Annotated in this window: 14 protein-coding genes and 1 pseudogene; 13 read left to right on the top strand and 2 right to left on the bottom strand. The window is 72.1% G+C overall.

The window, feature by feature from the left end:
* Nucleotides 1-29: 29 nt before the first annotated feature.
* The 3 genes from aroQ (at nucleotide 30) to nusB (ending at nucleotide 1535) form a co-directional block, all read left to right on the top strand.
* Entirely contained in the window at nucleotides 30-482 is a 453-nt protein-coding gene (gene aroQ / locus GJ743_RS11860) for a type II 3-dehydroquinate dehydratase (RefSeq protein ID WP_155052120.1), read from the top strand.
* Between the two features lie 76 nt (nucleotides 483-558).
* Nucleotides 559-1122: an elongation factor P gene (efp, locus tag GJ743_RS11855; protein WP_155052119.1), complete on the top strand. Its 564-nt coding sequence runs from the start codon at nucleotides 559-561 to the stop codon at nucleotides 1120-1122.
* Nucleotides 1122-1535 carry a transcription antitermination factor NusB gene (nusB, locus tag GJ743_RS11850; RefSeq protein ID WP_328289116.1) on the top strand — a complete coding sequence of 138 codons (414 nt, stop codon included), beginning with the start codon at nucleotides 1122-1124 and terminating at the stop codon, nucleotides 1533-1535. Before efp ends, nusB begins: the two co-directional genes overlap by 1 nt.
* 23 nt (nucleotides 1536-1558) lie before the next feature.
* Here nusB and GJ743_RS11845 read toward each other — a convergent pair whose 3' ends face one another.
* The gene (locus GJ743_RS11845; protein WP_196216989.1) at nucleotides 1559-2863 is read right to left on the bottom strand and encodes a nucleotide disphospho-sugar-binding domain-containing protein; all 1305 of its coding nucleotides are present in this window, start codon (nucleotides 2861-2863) and stop codon (nucleotides 1559-1561) included.
* A 251-nt stretch (nucleotides 2864-3114) separates the two neighbouring features.
* Here GJ743_RS11845 and GJ743_RS11840 point away from each other — a divergent pair, with 251 nt between their 5' ends.
* Complete coding sequence (locus GJ743_RS11840) at nucleotides 3115-3639, top strand: DoxX family protein (RefSeq protein ID WP_155052117.1); 525 nt, start codon at nucleotides 3115-3117, stop codon at nucleotides 3637-3639.
* A 72-nt stretch (nucleotides 3640-3711) separates the two neighbouring features.
* Here GJ743_RS11840 and GJ743_RS11835 read toward each other — a convergent pair whose 3' ends face one another.
* Nucleotides 3712-4359: a hypothetical protein gene (locus tag GJ743_RS11835; RefSeq protein ID WP_155052116.1), complete on the bottom strand. Its 648-nt coding sequence runs from the start codon at nucleotides 4357-4359 to the stop codon at nucleotides 3712-3714.
* A gap of 98 nt (nucleotides 4360-4457) precedes the next feature.
* Here GJ743_RS11835 and pyrR point away from each other — a divergent pair.
* The 9 genes and pseudogenes from pyrR to rpoZ all read left to right on the top strand — a co-directional run.
* A pseudogene (gene pyrR / locus GJ743_RS11830) lies at nucleotides 4458-5027 on the top strand (bifunctional pyr operon transcriptional regulator/uracil phosphoribosyltransferase PyrR); the annotation flags it as partial.
* A complete protein-coding gene (locus GJ743_RS11825; RefSeq protein WP_328289115.1) occupies nucleotides 5024-5977 on the top strand; it encodes an aspartate carbamoyltransferase catalytic subunit in 954 nt (317 codons plus the stop codon). The pseudogene pyrR and the gene GJ743_RS11825, both read left to right, overlap by 4 nt.
* Entirely contained in the window at nucleotides 5974-7320 is a 1347-nt protein-coding gene (locus tag GJ743_RS11820; protein WP_155052115.1) for a dihydroorotase, read from the top strand. Before GJ743_RS11825 ends, GJ743_RS11820 begins: the two co-directional genes overlap by 4 nt.
* Nucleotides 7313-7870: a PH-like domain-containing protein gene (locus GJ743_RS11815; protein WP_328289114.1), complete on the top strand. Its 558-nt coding sequence runs from the start codon at nucleotides 7313-7315 to the stop codon at nucleotides 7868-7870. The genes GJ743_RS11820 and GJ743_RS11815 overlap by 8 nt, the downstream gene beginning before the upstream one ends.
* Nucleotides 7863-9047 (top strand): glutamine-hydrolyzing carbamoyl-phosphate synthase small subunit, encoded by a 1185-nt coding sequence (carA, locus tag GJ743_RS11810; protein ID WP_155052114.1) that lies wholly within the window; start codon nucleotides 7863-7865, stop codon nucleotides 9045-9047. The genes GJ743_RS11815 and carA overlap by 8 nt, the downstream gene beginning before the upstream one ends.
* Nucleotides 9047-12340: a carbamoyl-phosphate synthase large subunit gene (gene carB, locus GJ743_RS11805; RefSeq protein ID WP_155052113.1), complete on the top strand. Its 3294-nt coding sequence runs from the start codon at nucleotides 9047-9049 to the stop codon at nucleotides 12338-12340. Before carA ends, carB begins: the two co-directional genes overlap by 1 nt.
* A complete protein-coding gene (gene pyrF, locus GJ743_RS11800) occupies nucleotides 12337-13212 on the top strand; it encodes an orotidine-5'-phosphate decarboxylase (protein ID WP_328289113.1) in 876 nt (291 codons plus the stop codon). Before carB ends, pyrF begins: the two co-directional genes overlap by 4 nt.
* Complete coding sequence (gene gmk / locus GJ743_RS11795; RefSeq protein ID WP_155052112.1) at nucleotides 13205-14191, top strand: guanylate kinase; 987 nt, start codon at nucleotides 13205-13207, stop codon at nucleotides 14189-14191. The genes pyrF and gmk overlap by 8 nt, the downstream gene beginning before the upstream one ends.
* Nucleotides 14184-14441, top strand: coding sequence for a DNA-directed RNA polymerase subunit omega (gene rpoZ, locus GJ743_RS11790; protein WP_092669843.1), 258 nt, complete (start codon nucleotides 14184-14186; stop codon nucleotides 14439-14441). Before gmk ends, rpoZ begins: the two co-directional genes overlap by 8 nt.
* Nucleotides 14442-14449 lie beyond the last annotated feature (8 nt).

Genomic DNA, 14449 nt, shown 5'->3' with positions numbered 1-14449 from the left:
GACGGATGCCGCGCCGCTAGGCTTCGGGCATGACCACGATCCTCGTCCTGAACGGGCCGAACCTCGGCCGACTCGGCACGCGCGAACCCGAGGTGTACGGCTCGGAGACGCTCGCCGACATCGGCGCGAGCCTCAGGGCATCCGTTCCCGACGAGGTCGAGATCGACCTGCGCCAGACCGACGACGAGGGCGAGCTCATCGGCTGGATCCACGAGGCGGTCGATCGCCGTCTGCCGGTCGTGCTGAACCCGGCGGCGTTCACGCACTACAGCTACGCGCTCCGCGACGCGGCGGCGCAACTGACGACCGCGGGCGTGCCGCTCGTCGAGGTGCACCTGTCGAACCCGCACGCGCGCGAGGCGTTCCGTCACACCAGCGTGATCTCGGGCGTCGCGTCGGGCGTGATCGCGGGCTTCGGCGCCGAATCGTACCGGCTCGCGGTCGACTGGCTCCTGCGCGCTGCCCTGCGGTCGCCCAGCTGAGTCGACTACACTCGACCAGTCGCATGCCCTTCGGCGTGCCCAGAGACTTCCCCTCCATCGAACGGAAAGCACTTCCATGGCATCCACCGCTGACATCAAGAACGGCGTCGTCCTGAACATCGACGGCCAGCTCTGGAGCGTCGTCGAGTTCCAGCACGTCAAGCCCGGCAAGGGCGGTGCGTTCGTGCGCACCAAGCTGAAGAACGTCGTGACCGGCAAGGTCGTCGACAAGACGTACAACGCGGGTGCCAAGGTCGACGTCGAGAACGTCGACCGTCGCGACTTCACGTACCTCTACAACGACGGCGACGGCTTCGTGTTCATGGACCAGACCGACTACGACCAGCTCACCGTGCCCGCGGCGACCGTCGGCGACGCCGCGAACTTCATGCTCGAGAACCAGTCGGTGACGATCGCGCTGAACAACGGCAACCCGCTCTACGTCGAGCTGCCCGCGTCGGTCGTGCTCGAGATCACCTACACCGAGCCGGGCCTGCAGGGCGACCGCTCGACCGGCGGCACCAAGCCGGCGACCGTCGAGACCGGCTACGAGATCCAGGTCCCGCTGTTCCTCGAGACCGGCACCAAGGTCAAGGTCGACACCCGCTCGGGCGACTACCTCGGCCGCGTGAACGACTAGTGAGCGCCCGCACGAAGGCGCGCAAGCGCGCCCTCGACATGCTGTACTCGGCCGACATGCGCCAGGTCCCGGTCGAGCAGGTGCTCGTGGCCGAGGCCGAGCGGGCCGTGAACGAGCCCGAGCGTCAGGCGTCGTGGCTCTACGCGCGCGAGATCGTCGATGGCATCGTCGACCACCGCGAGGAGATCGACGAGCTCATCACCACGCACTCGCGCGGGTGGACGCTCGAGCGGATGCCCGCGGTCGATCGCGCGCTCCTGCGCATCGGCGTGTGGGAGATCGTCTACAACGACGAGGTCCCGGACCCGGTCGCGATCTCCGAGGCGGTCGAGGCGGCGACGGTGCTGTCGACGGATGACTCGGCGGGCTTCGTGAACGGCCTGCTGGCGGCCGTCTCGCACGCGAAGGGCTGACGGTCGGCGGGCGTCGGCCGTCGTCAGGTCGCGGGCGCGACCGGGAGCTCGCTTCGGCGGCGTTCGACGAGCTCCATCGTGTGCGCGACGACCTCGCGCGGACCGTCGTGCGCGCGCAGCGCGCGCCCGATCGCCTCTGCACGTTCCCGGTAGGACGGGTCCGATGAGAGCCGCCGCCACGCGCGCAGGATCGCCCGCGGCGACGGCCTGCCGGTGCGGAGGTCGATGCCCGCTCCCGCCCACGCCACCCGCGCCGCGATGACCGGCTTGTCGATGTCGCCGCCGGCGACGATGAGCGGGATGCCGTGCGAGAGCGCCGCGAGCACGCCGCCCCACCCGCCGTTGGTGACCATCGCGTCGAGGCGGGGCAGCAGCGCTGCGTAGTCGACGAGTCCGGCGACGTACGCGTTCGGCGGAGCCGGGATCGGCAGCTCGGGCGCGTCGGCGCGGCCAGTCGTCGCCACGATCGAGACGGGCTGCCGACCGAGGGCCGCGAACGCCGGCCGGATGAGGTCGTCGGGGTCGACGTTGAGCGTGCCCTGCGTGACGTGCACGATCGGACGATCCTCCGGCAGCTGCGCCCACCAGTCGGGCGGATCGGGGCGGATCGATCCCGTCGGGGCGAGCGCGCCGACGAACTCGATCCGCACGGGCCAGCCGGATCGCGGGAACTCCAGCTCGGGAACGCCGGAGGCGCAGACGAGGTCGGGGGAGTGCCATGCGGCGTCGAGCGGCGCATCGGTCGGCGGCAGCCCGGATGCCGCGCGCTGCGCGTCGTACGCGCGCTGGACGCCACGGGCCGCCAGCCTGAGCGTCGAGTTCAGGACCCGATCGCGGATCCGGCCGAGCGGTCCCCGGGCCGGACGGAGCGGGAGGATCGGCGGCGGGAGCTCGGGGGTCGGGATGGAGAGCGGGACGATGCTCACGGTGACGGACGGTGTGCCGGTGCGCTCGGCCGCGAAGTGCATGCCGAGGCTGAGCCCGTCGGCGACGATCACGTCCCACGGCCGCTGCCCGTACGCCGCGACGAGGTCGTCGCCCTGCGCCGCGCCGGTGCCGACGAACAGGTGCTCGACGTTCGCGAGCAGCTGTCGTGGACCCTTCCGGTCCCGCAGGGTGGGGAAGGTCGCGGCGAGGTCGTGCTCGTCGAAGTCGGGTGCGGCCGACCAGAGGACGACCTCGGCGCCGAGCGCGGCGAACCGGTCGGCGTAGGCGCGGCCCGTGTAGACGCGGACCCGGTGGCCCGCCTCGACGAACGCGGCGGCGACCGCCGCGATCGGTGCGACGTGCCCCGCGAAGGGCATCACGGCGATCATGACGTCGGCCATGCGCCATTGCAGCACGTGCGAAGCCGTCGCGACCAGCCCTCGCGAGCAGGATCCCCCGGACGGGGGACGACTGCGGGCACGCCCGGAGGCGCGACCCGGGTGGGCCCGCGCCCGGAAACGGGGACGTCCCTCCGCGGGTTCCCGCGCGGACACTGATCCGGCGACCCCCGCCCCGGTCGTTCACTGGGAGACGTCGCATTCTGCGGCATCCGCCACCCAGCACCCGACCGCTCTGGAAGGAGCACTCCGTCATGACCACCATCTCCGCGCACGGCCTCTCGCAGGCCGGCACGCGCCGCTCGGCCGACCGCCGCTCGCTCGCCGCCCGTCTCGCCGATGCCGAGGGAGCGCTCAAGGCGTTCCTCGAGCGCTGGAGCATCCCGGCCCTGCGCGTCGCGCTCGGCGCCGTGTTCGTCGTCTTCGGCGCGCTGAAGTTCATCCCCGGCGTGAGCCCGCTCGAGCCGCTCGTCGAGGCGACGTGGGGCGTGCTCACGTTCGGCCTCGTCGGCGGGCAGCTCGCGCTCGTGCTCACGGCCGTCATCGAGACCACGGCCGGCCTGCTGCTCATCTCCGGCCGTTTCGCCCGGCTCGGGCTCGTGGTGCTCGCCGTCGCATTCGTCGGCATCCTCTCGCCGATCGTGTTCTTCACCGACCAGCTGGTCACGGTCGACGGCCCGACGCTCCTCGGCCAGTACGTGGCGAAGAACGTCGTGCTCATCGCGGCAGCGCTCGTCATCGCCTCGCGGGTCCTTCGCGGCCGGAGCGGAACCCGGTGACCACGCCGACTCAGACCGACATCGGACGGGGCGGGATGCGATGCATCCCGCCCCGTCCCCGTGTCGCGGCCGTCAACGGGGTTCGTCGGCCGGTGGTCGAGCGACCGCCGGCGAGTCTCGGCGAGCCCCCCACGCGGCGATCGCCGCGGCCTCGAGCCCGAACCCGATGAGCGTGCCGTGCGGCCAGTACGTGAACAGCACGGTCGAGCCGACGAGCACCGGCAGCGTCAGGCCGACCAGCACGCGCTCCCACACCGGGATCCCCGCGTCGCGGGGCGCGAGGAACGCGACGACGACCGCCCAGACCCCGATCGCGACGAGCACGATCCCATCGGCGCCCCACAGGAACCGCAGCGGCGACCCGTCGGCGTGGTTGAGGTAGCTGAGCAGCGTGGCCGCGGCGCCGGCGAGCACGAGCCAACCGAGCACCCGCCCCGACCACCCGAGCGCGGCGAACGCGGGCCCGGTCGCGAACCAGATCAGCACGAACGAGGCGGATGCCGCGGCGCCGAAGACCAGGTAGAAGTCGGGCTGCCCGACCGAGACGAGCCAGGCGCGCACGGCGTCGTAGGGCGGCAGCCCGTCGAGCGCGAGCAGCCAGCGCGGCATGCCGTACGCGCCCGACCACGCGTGCTGCTGCGGCGGCAGCAGCACGAAGGCCCATGCGGCGGCGAGGAGGGCCGCGACCACCGCGACGGGACGGCTCGGACGCGATCGCATGCTCGCACCGTAGTGGACGGATGCCGCGTGCGGCGGGAGCCGCGGCATCCGTCGCCGCCGCGTCGCTGGTAGGATCGACCGACCGACAACCTTGAAGCCCGTCCCGTGAGGCGGAGAAGGGAGTCCGCACCGCTGTGCGCACCGTGCTCCAGCAGGCAGACCTCGAGCGGGCGCTGACCCGCATCGCCCACGAGATCCTCGAAGCCAATCGCGGCGCCGACGATCTCATCCTCCTCGGCATCCCCACGCGCGGCGTGGTGCTGGCCGAACGGCTCGCCCGGACCGTCTCCCGGATCGCCGGCGTCGACGTGCCCGCGGGCGCCCTCGACGTGACGATGTACCGCGACGACCTGGGCCGCAATCCCGTGCGGGCCCCGCACCCGACCGACGTGCCGGGCGACGGCATCGACGGTCGGATCGTGGTGCTCGTCGACGACGTGCTCTACTCGGGACGCACCATCCGCGCCGCCTTCGACGCGCTCGCCGACCTCGGCCGCGCCCGGGCCGTGCGCCTCGCGGTGCTCGTCGACCGCGGCCACCGCGAGTTCCCGATCCGCGCCGACTACGTCGGCAAGAACCTGCCGAGCTCCGCGCGCGAGCGCATCAACGTGCACCTCGCCGAGATCGACGGCGACGACGCCGTCACGATCGAGGGGGGCGACGAGTGAGGCACCTGCTGAGCACCCGCGACCTCTCGCGCGACGAGGCGATCACGCTGCTCGACGTCGCGGAGGACATGGCGGCGGTCCAGGAGCGCGAGGTCAAGAAGCTGCCGACGCTCCGCGGCCGCACGGTGGTGAACCTCTTCTTCGAGGACTCCACGCGCACGCGCATCTCGTTCGAGGCCGCCGCCAAGCGGCTCTCGGCCGACGTCATCAACTTCAGCGCGAAGGGCTCGAGCGTCTCGAAGGGCGAGTCGCTGAAGGACACCGCGCAGACGCTGCAGGCCATGGGCGCCGACGGCGTCGTGATCCGGCATCCGTCCTCGGGCGCACCCTTCACGCTCGCGACGAGCGGATGGATCGACGCGGGCGTCGTGAACGCGGGCGACGGCACGCACGAGCACCCCACGCAGGCCCTGCTCGACGCCTTCACGATGCGCCGGCGCCTGCACGGCGGCGCCTCGCGGGGTCGCGACCTCGACGGCGTCCGCGTGGTCGTCGTCGGCGACATCCTGCATTCGCGCGTCGCGCGCTCGAACGTGTGGCTCCTCGAGGCCCTCGGCGCCGACGTCACGCTGGTGGCGCCGCCGACGCTCGTGCCGGTCGACGTGTCGGGCTGGCCGGCGACGATCGAGTACGACCTCGATCGGGCCCTCGCCGACCGGCCCGACGTCGTCATGATGCTCCGCATCCAGGCGGAGCGCATGCACGGCGCGTTCTTCCCGAACAGCCGCGAATACGCGCGCACCTGGGGGCTCGACGACCACCGGTTCGCCCAGCTTCCCGAGACTACGATGGTCATGCATCCGGGCCCCATGAACCGCGGGCTCGAGATCGCCGCCCGCGCCGCCGACTCCACGCAGTCGACGGTGCGCGAGCAGGTCGCGAACGGAGTATCAGTGAGAATGGCCGCCCTCTACCTGTTGCTGTCCGGCGAACGGGGGGAGACCCGATGAGCGAGTCGTTCCTGATCCGCGGCGCGACCCTGCCCACGGGCGAGCGCGCCGACATCCTCCTCGACGGCGGGCGCATCGCCGAGGTCGGCACGGTGGCGGATGCCGCGGGCGCGACGGTCGTCGACGCCGACGGGCTCGTCGCCCTCCCCGGCCTCGTCGACCTGCACACGCACCTCCGCGAGCCGGGGTACGAGCAGAGCGAGACCGTGCTCACGGGCACGCAGGCCGCCGCCGCCGGCGGCTTCACCGCGGTCTTCGCGATGGCCAACACCTTCCCCGTCGCCGACACCGCGGGCGTCGTCGAGCAGGAGCTCTCGCTCGGCGAGGCCGCGGGCTACGCGACCGTGCAGCCGATCGGCGCCGTCACGGTCGGGCTGAAGGGCGAGCGGCTCGCGGAGCTCGGCGCGATGGCCGCTTCACGCGCCCACGTGCGGGTCTTCAGCGACGACGGCTTCTGCGTGTTCGACCCGCTGCTCATGCGCCGCGCGCTCGAGTACGTGAAGGCCTTCGACGGCGTCATCGCGCAGCACGCGCAGGAGCCGCGCCTCACGCAGGGCGCGCAGATGAACGAGGGCGCGCTCTCCGGGGAGCTCGGCCTCGCCGGCTGGCCCGCGGTCGCCGAGGAGTCGATCATCGCGCGCGACGTGCTCCTCGCCGAGCACGTCGGCTCGCGCCTGCACGTGTGCCACGTCTCCACGGCCGGGTCGGTCGAGGTCATCCGATGGGCCAAGGCCCGCGGCATCGACGTGACCGCCGAGGTGACGCCCCACCACCTGCTCCTGACCGAGGACCTGATCGCGGGCTACGACCCGCGGTACAAGGTGAACCCGCCGCTGCGTCGCCAGGAGGACGTCGAGGCGCTCCGCGCCGCACTCGCCGACGGCACGATCGACATCGTCGCGACCGACCACGCCCCCCACCCCGTCGAGGCGAAGGAGTCCGAGTGGGACGCGGCCGCGAACGGCATGGTCGGCCTCGAGTCGGCGCTGTCGGTCGTGCAGCAGGCCATGGTCGACTCAGGCCTCATGGGCTGGGCGGATGTCGCGCGCGTGCTGTCCGCGACCCCGGCGCGCATCGGACGCCTGTCCGGGCACGGCGAGCCCGTCGCCGCCGGCTCGGCCGCCGAGCTGACCCTCGTCGACCCGAGCGCGACCGCGCCCTTCGGCGTCGACCGGCTCGCCGGTCGGAGCGTCAACTCGCCCTACCTCGGCCGCACCCTCCCGGGCCGCGTCGTCGCGACGTTCCACCGCGGCGTGCCCACGCTGCTCGACGGCACGGTCAGGCCGGCCGACGAGGTCGCCGCGGCGTCCGCCCGCCTGGCCGACGGCGGTGCGCGTGGATAGCCGCTGGATCGGCGCGCTCGTCGCGGTCGCGATCGTCGCCGTCGCCGCGTGGCTCATGTGGCGCTCCTGGCGCCGCCGCACGGTCCGCGACGAGACGCTCGCGGCCTACGCCCCGCCGGCCGATCCCGGCACCGCGACGCTCGAGCTCGAGGCGCTCTACGTCGCGACGACCCCCGAGGGCGACCCGCTCGAGCGCCTCGCCGTCGAGGGCCTCGCCTTCCGAGGCTCGGCGCGGGTCGAGGTGCACCGCAAGGGCGTGCTCCTGCGCATCGCCGGCGAACTCCCGAGCTTCATCCCGGCCGACCGCATCGCGGCCGCCGGGACGGCGACCTACGCGATCGATCGCGGGGTCGAGCCCGAGGGCCTCGTGGCCCTCACCTGGATCGTCGACGACCGGTCGGAGCCCGAGGTCCCGACGCGGGTCGACAGCTACCTTCGGTGCCGGTACCCGGGCGACTCCGCCCGGTTCGTGGCGGCCGTGAACGAGATCGCCGCAGCGCCCGAGGCGCCGCGGCCGGAAGCAGAAGAGAGCGAGGCCTCGGATGGCTGAGACCCCGACCACCGTCGACGAGCAGGCGCCCGCCGCCGTCGACCCGACCCGAGCCGTGCTCGTGCTCGAGGACGGCACCCGATACGAGGGGCGCGCCTACGGCGCCCGTGGACGCACGCTCGGCGAGGCCGTGTTCGCGACCGGGATGACCGGGTACCAGGAGACCCTGACCGACCCCTCGTACGCCGGGCAGATCGTGCTCATGACCGCGCCGCACATCGGCAACACCGGCATGAACGACGAGGACATGGAGTCCGCGCGCATCTGGGTCGCAGGATTCGTGGTGCGCGACCCCTCCCGCGTCGTGTCCAACTTCCGCTCGCAGCGGAGCCTCGACGACGACCTCGCCGCCGCCGGCATCGTCGGCATCAGCGGCATCGACACGCGAGCCGTGACGCGGCACATCCGCTCGCTCGGCGCGATGCGCGCGGGCGTCTTCTCGGGCGATGAGGCGTACCTCTCGCCCGGCGAGCAGCTCGCCCTCGTCCAGTCCGGCGAGCAGATGGCCGGCCGCAACCTCTCCGGCGCGGTCTCGACGAGCGAGCGGTACACGCTGCCCGCGACGGGCGAGCGCGTCGGGTCGGTGGCGGTCCTCGACCTCGGCGTGAAGACGTCGACGCTGAACTACCTCGCCGAGCGCGGCTTCGACGTGCACGTGCTCCCGCAGACCGTGACGGCCGACGACGTGCTCGCACTCCAGCCCGACGCGCTGTTCTTCTCCAACGGGCCCGGCGACCCGAGCGCGTCCGAGCGCCACGTCGAGCTCCTCCGCTCGGCGCTCCGCGCCGGCCTGCCGTACTTCGGCATCTGCTTCGGCAACCAGCTGCTCGGCCGCGCGCTCGGCTTCGACACCTACAAGCTGCCCTTCGGCCATCGCGGCATCAACCAGCCGGTGCTCGACCGCGCGACCGGCCGCGTCGAGATCACCGCGCACAACCACGGCTTCGCCGTCGCGGCGCCGACCGACGCGATCAGCGAGTCCAGCCAGGGCTTCGGCCGGGTCGAGGTCAGCCACGTCGACCTCAACGACGACGTCGTCGAGGGACTGAACTGCCTCGACATCCCCGCGTTCTCGGTGCAGTACCACCCCGAGTCGGCGGCCGGCCCGCACGACGCCAACTACCTGTTCGACCGCTTCCGCGACATGGTCATCGCGAGCAAGGAGACCACCCGCTGATGCCCAAGCGCGACGACATCAACTCCGTCCTCGTCATCGGGTCGGGCCCGATCGTCATCGGCCAGGCGGCCGAGTTCGACTACTCGGGCACCCAGGCGTGCCGCGTCCTCCGTGCCGAGGGCGTCCGGGTCATCCTCGTGAACCCGAACCCGGCCACGATCATGACCGACCCCGACTTCGCCGACGCCACCTACGTCGAGCCGATCACGCCCGAGGTGATCGAGTCGATCATCATCAAGGAGCGGCCGGACGCCGTGCTGCCGACGCTCGGCGGCCAGACCGCGCTGAACGCCGCGATCGCGTTGCACGACGCGGGCATCCTCGACAAGCACGGCGTCGAGCTCATCGGCGCGAAGGTCGACGCCATCCGCAAGGGCGAGGACCGCCAGCTCTTCAAGGACCTCGTGATCGAGGCCGGCGCCGACGTCGCCCGCTCGCACGTGGCCACGACGCTCGAGCAGGCGAAGGAGTTCGCCCTCGACCTCGGCTACCCGCTCGTCGTCCGCCCCTCGTTCACGATGGGCGGCCTCGGCTCGGGCTTCGCGTACACCGAGGAGGACCTCGTCCGAATCGTGACCCAGGGCCTGCACGACTCGCCCACCACCGAGGTGCTCCTGGAGGAGTCGATCCTCGGCTGGAAGGAGTACGAGCTCGAGCTCATGCGCGACACCCACGACAACACCGTCGTGGTCTGCTCGATCGAGAACGTCGACCCGGTCGGCGTGCACACGGGCGACTCGATCACGGTCGCGCCCGCCCTGACGCTCACCGACCGCGAGTACCAGAAGCTGCGCGACATCGGCATCGACATCATCCGCGCCGTCGGGGTCGACACCGGCGGCTGCAACATCCAGTTCGCGGTCGACCCGGTTGACGGGCGCATCATCGTCATCGAGATGAACCCGCGCGTGTCGCGGTCCTCTGCGCTCGCGTCGAAGGCCACCGGCTTCCCGATCGCGAAGATCGCCGCGAAGCTCGCGATCGGCTACCGCCTCGACGAGATCCCGAACGACATCACCAAGGTGACGCCGGCGAGCTTCGAGCCGACGCTCGACTACGTCGTGGTCAAGGTGCCGCGGTTCGCGTTCGAGAAGTTCCCCGCCGCCGACCCGACCCTCACGACCACCATGAAGTCGGTCGGCGAGGCCATGGCGATCGGCCGCAACTTCACGACCGCGCTGCAGAAGGCGCTGCGCTCGCTCGAGAAGCGCGGGTCGAGCTTCCACTGGGGCGACGAGGCGCGGTCGGTCGACGAACTGCTCGAGGCGTCCACCGTGCCCACCGACGGCCGCATCGTGCTCGTGCAGCAAGCGCTCCGCAAGGGCGCCTCCATCGAGCAGGCGTTCGAGGCGACGAAGATCGACCCGTGGTTCCTCGACCAGATCGTGCTGATCAACGAGGTCGCGGAGCGGATCGCCGGCGCCGACGCGCTCGACACCGACACGCTGTTGCTCGCGAAGGACCACGGGTTCTCCGACGCGCAGATCGGCCAGCTCCGCGGCTTCGGCGAGGCCGACGCCCGCGAGGTGCGTCACATCCTCGGCATCCGCCCGGTGTTCAAGACCGTCGACACGTGCGCGGGCGAGTTCCCCGCGCTCACGCCGTACCACTACTCGAGCTACGACCTCGAGACCGAGGTCGCACCGAGCGACCGCCGCAAGGTCGTCATCCTCGGATCCGGCCCGAACCGCATCGGCCAGGGCGTCGAGTTCGACTACTCGTGCGTCCACGCGTCGTTCGCGCTCTCCGACGCCGGGTTCGAGACGATCATGATCAACTGCAACCCCGAGACAGTGTCGACCGACTACGACACGAGCGACCGGCTCTACTTCGAGCCGCTCACGCTCGAGGACGTGCTCGAGGTCATCCACGCGGAGTCGCAGTCGGGCGAGCTGGTCGGCGTCGTCGTCCAGCTCGGCGGCCAGACCGCGCTCGGGCTCGCGAAGGGCCTCGAGGCCGCCGGCGTGCCGATCCTCGGCACGACCCCCGAGGCCATCGACCTCGCGGAGGAGCGCGGCCAGTTCGCGGCGATCCTCGACGCCGCGGGACTCCTCGCGCCGCGCAACGGCACGGCCACCGAGCTCACGGGCGCCGTGCAGGTCGCCGAGGAGATCGGCTACCCGGTGCTCGTGCGCCCGAGCTTCGTGCTCGGCGGACGCGGAATGGAGATCGTCTACGACACGGCCTCGCTCGTCGACTACTTCGCACGCATCGAAGACCAGGGCATCGTCGGCCCGACGCACCCGCTGCTCGTCGACCGCTTCCTCGACGACGCGATCGAGATCGACGTCGACGCGCTCTACGACGGCACCGAGCTGTACGTCGGCGGCGTCATGGAGCACATCGAGGAGGCCGGCATCCACTCGGGCGACTCGAGCTGCACGCTTCCGCCGGTGACGCTGGGTCGCGCCGAGGTCGACCGCGTCCGCGAGGCGACGCGCGCGATCGCCGAGGGAATCGGCGTCCGGGGCCTGCTCAACGTCCAGTTCGCGATCGGCGCGGGCGTGCTCTACGTGCTCGAGGCGAACCCGCGCGCGAGCCGCACGGTGCCGTTCGTGTCGAAGGCGCTCGGCATCCCGCTGGCGAAGGCCGCGTCGCGCATCATGGTCGGCGACTCGATCCGCACGCTCGTCGACGAGGGCATGCTGCCCGAGGTCGACGGCTCGAGGGTGCCGCTCGACGCGCCGGTCGCCGTCAAGGAGGCCGTGCTCCCGTTCCACCGCTTCCGCACGCGCGAGGGCATCATGGTCGACTCCGTACTCGGCCCCGAGATGCGCTCGACCGGCGAGGTCATGGGCATCGACCGAGACTTCCCGCGCGCGTTCGCGAAGAGCCAGCTCGCCGCATACGGCGGCATGCCGCTGTCGGGCCGCGTGTTCGTGTCCGTCTCCGACCGCGACAAGCGCGCGATCATCCTGCCGGTGCTCCGCATGCAGCAGCTCGGCTACGACCTCGTCGCGACCGAGGGCACGGCCGAGGTGCTGCGTCGCAACGGCATCGCCGCCGACGTCGTGCTGAAGTTCAGCGAGAAGCATGGGGAAGACGCCACCTCGGTGGTCGAGCTCATCCACCGCGGCGAGATCGACGTGGTCGTGAACACGCCGAGCGGTCGCTCGGCACGCGCCGACGGCTACGAGATCCGCGCGGCGGCGGTCGCGGCCGACATCCCGCTGTTCACGACCATCGCGGAGCTCTCGGCCGCGGTCGCCTCGCTCGACGCGAACGACGGCGGCTTCGACGTGACGAGCCTGCAGGAGTACGCGCGCCGTCGCGCGGCCGAGGTGGTCGCGTGAGCGTCGCGGCCTCGTTCGGCGAACGCCTCGACGAGGCGTTCGGCACCCGGGGACGCCTCTGCGTCGGCATCGACCCGCACGCGTGGCTGCTCGACGAGTGGGGCCTGCCCGACTCGGGTGCGGGAGTCCGCGAGTTCGGCCTCAGGGTGGTGGATGCCGCGGCCGGCCGGGTCGGGATCGTCAAGCCCCAGGTGTCGTTCTTCGAGCGCCACGGCTCGGCGGGCTACGCCGCGCTCGAGCGCGTGCTCGGACTCGCCCGCGACGCGGGCCTCATCGTGATCGCCGACGTCAAGCGCGGCGACATCGGCTCGACCGTCGAGGCGTACGGCGAGGCCTGGCTCTCGCCGGGCTCGCCGCTGCGTGCCGACGCCATGACGATCTACGCGTACCAGGGCCTCGGCTCCATCGAGGGGGTGATGCGCCAGGCGGAGGCCGCGCAGGCCGGGCTGTTCGTCGTCGCAGCGACCTCGAACCCCGAGGCGGCCGCGATCCAGCGGGCCGTGCTGCAGGGCTCGAGCCGCGAGGGATCGTCGGTGGCCGGTGCCATCGTGTCCGGTGTGGACACCTGGAACCGGAGTCGCGACGGTGCGGACGATCGGCCCTTCGGCTCGATCGGCGTCGTGCTCGGTGCGACGATCGTGCCCGAGGAGTTCGGCATCGACGTCACGAGCGACGCGCGCCCGCGCGTGCCCGTGCTCGTGCCCGGCATCGGCTTCCAGGGCGGCGAGCTGCGCGACGTCCCGGCGCGGCTGGGTGCGCTCGCGCCGGGGGCGATCCTCACCGACAGCCGGGGCCTCCTCGCCGCCGGTCCCGACGGCATCGCCGACGCGATCGCGCGTCGCGCCGACGAGGTGGGGGCGCTCGATGTCTGATCGCGCCGTGGCATCCGCCCCGCCCGAGGTCGACCGGGTCGCCGCATCGCGAGCGGCGGTCGCCGCCCGGCGCGCCCGCGCGGCCGTCAAGCACGACATCGCCGAAGGCGTGCGGAGCCCGCTCGATGTGCTCCGGGCCGCCTACGACGAACCCGAGGGCGTCGAGGGCCGTCTGCGGGTGTCGGAGTTCCTGACCTCGATCCCCGCGATCGGGCAGACCAAGTGTGCACGCATCATGGAGGAGCTGCAGATCGCGAACTCCAAGCGCCTGGGCGGCCTCGGTCGGCTCCAGCGCCGGAGGCTCCGCGAGTTCACCGCGGGCTGGGTCGCCGACCACGGCGGCACCGGGGACCGCCTCGTCGTGCTGGCGGGTCCGACGGCGGTCGGCAAGGGCACGGTCGCGGGCTACATCCGCGAGCACCACCCCGACGTCAAGCTCTCCGTGTCGGCGACGACGCGCGCGCCGCGGCCCGGCGAGGTCGAGGGCGAGCACTACTTCTTCGTCTCCGACGACGACTTCGACCGGATGGTCGAGGCCGGCGAACTGCTCGAGTGGGCGACCGTCCACAACGCGTACCGCTACGGCACGCCGCGCCGCCCCGTCGAGGAGGCGATCGCCGCGGGAAGCAGCGTGCTGCTCGAGATCGACATCCAGGGCGCGCGCTCGGTGCGCCGGGCGATGCCCGAGGCGACGCTCGTGTTCCTGCTGCCGCCGACGTGGGACGAACTGGTCCGTCGACTCGTCGGCCGGGGCACCGAGAGCCCCGCCGAACAGCAGCGCCGACTCGAGACCGCGAAGGTCGAACTCGCGGCCGTCGAGGAGTTCGACCACCAGGTCGTCAACCACGAGGTCCGCGAGGCCGCGCAAAAGGTCGTAGACTTGATGCGGCCTCGCCGGGGCCGGCGTCAGCCTGCCTCGCGCCACGATCTTCCGCGCACCGGGGGTGCGCCCCACCTGAAGGAGTCTCTCCATGGCTGAGAAGCTGTCCGGCATCATCGACCCGCCCATCGACGACCTGCTGTCGAAGGTCGACTCGAAGTACCAGCTGGTCATCTTCGCCTCGAAGCGGGCGCGCCAGATCAACGACTACTACGCCGACCTCCACGAGGGCAGCCTGTTCGACAACGTCGGCCCGCTGGTCGACTCGTCGATCGACGACAAGCCCCTCTCGGTCGCCCTCCACGAGGTCAACGAGGACAAGCTGCGCCTCCGCCCGATCGGCGAGTAGCCGGCAGG

Source organism: Agromyces bracchium (assembly GCF_009709675.1).
Classification (GTDB): Bacteria; Actinomycetota; Actinomycetes; order Actinomycetales; family Microbacteriaceae; genus Agromyces; species Agromyces bracchium.
Note: the sequence above shows the minus strand (reverse complement) of the source record. Positions and strands in the feature narration are given on the sequence as shown.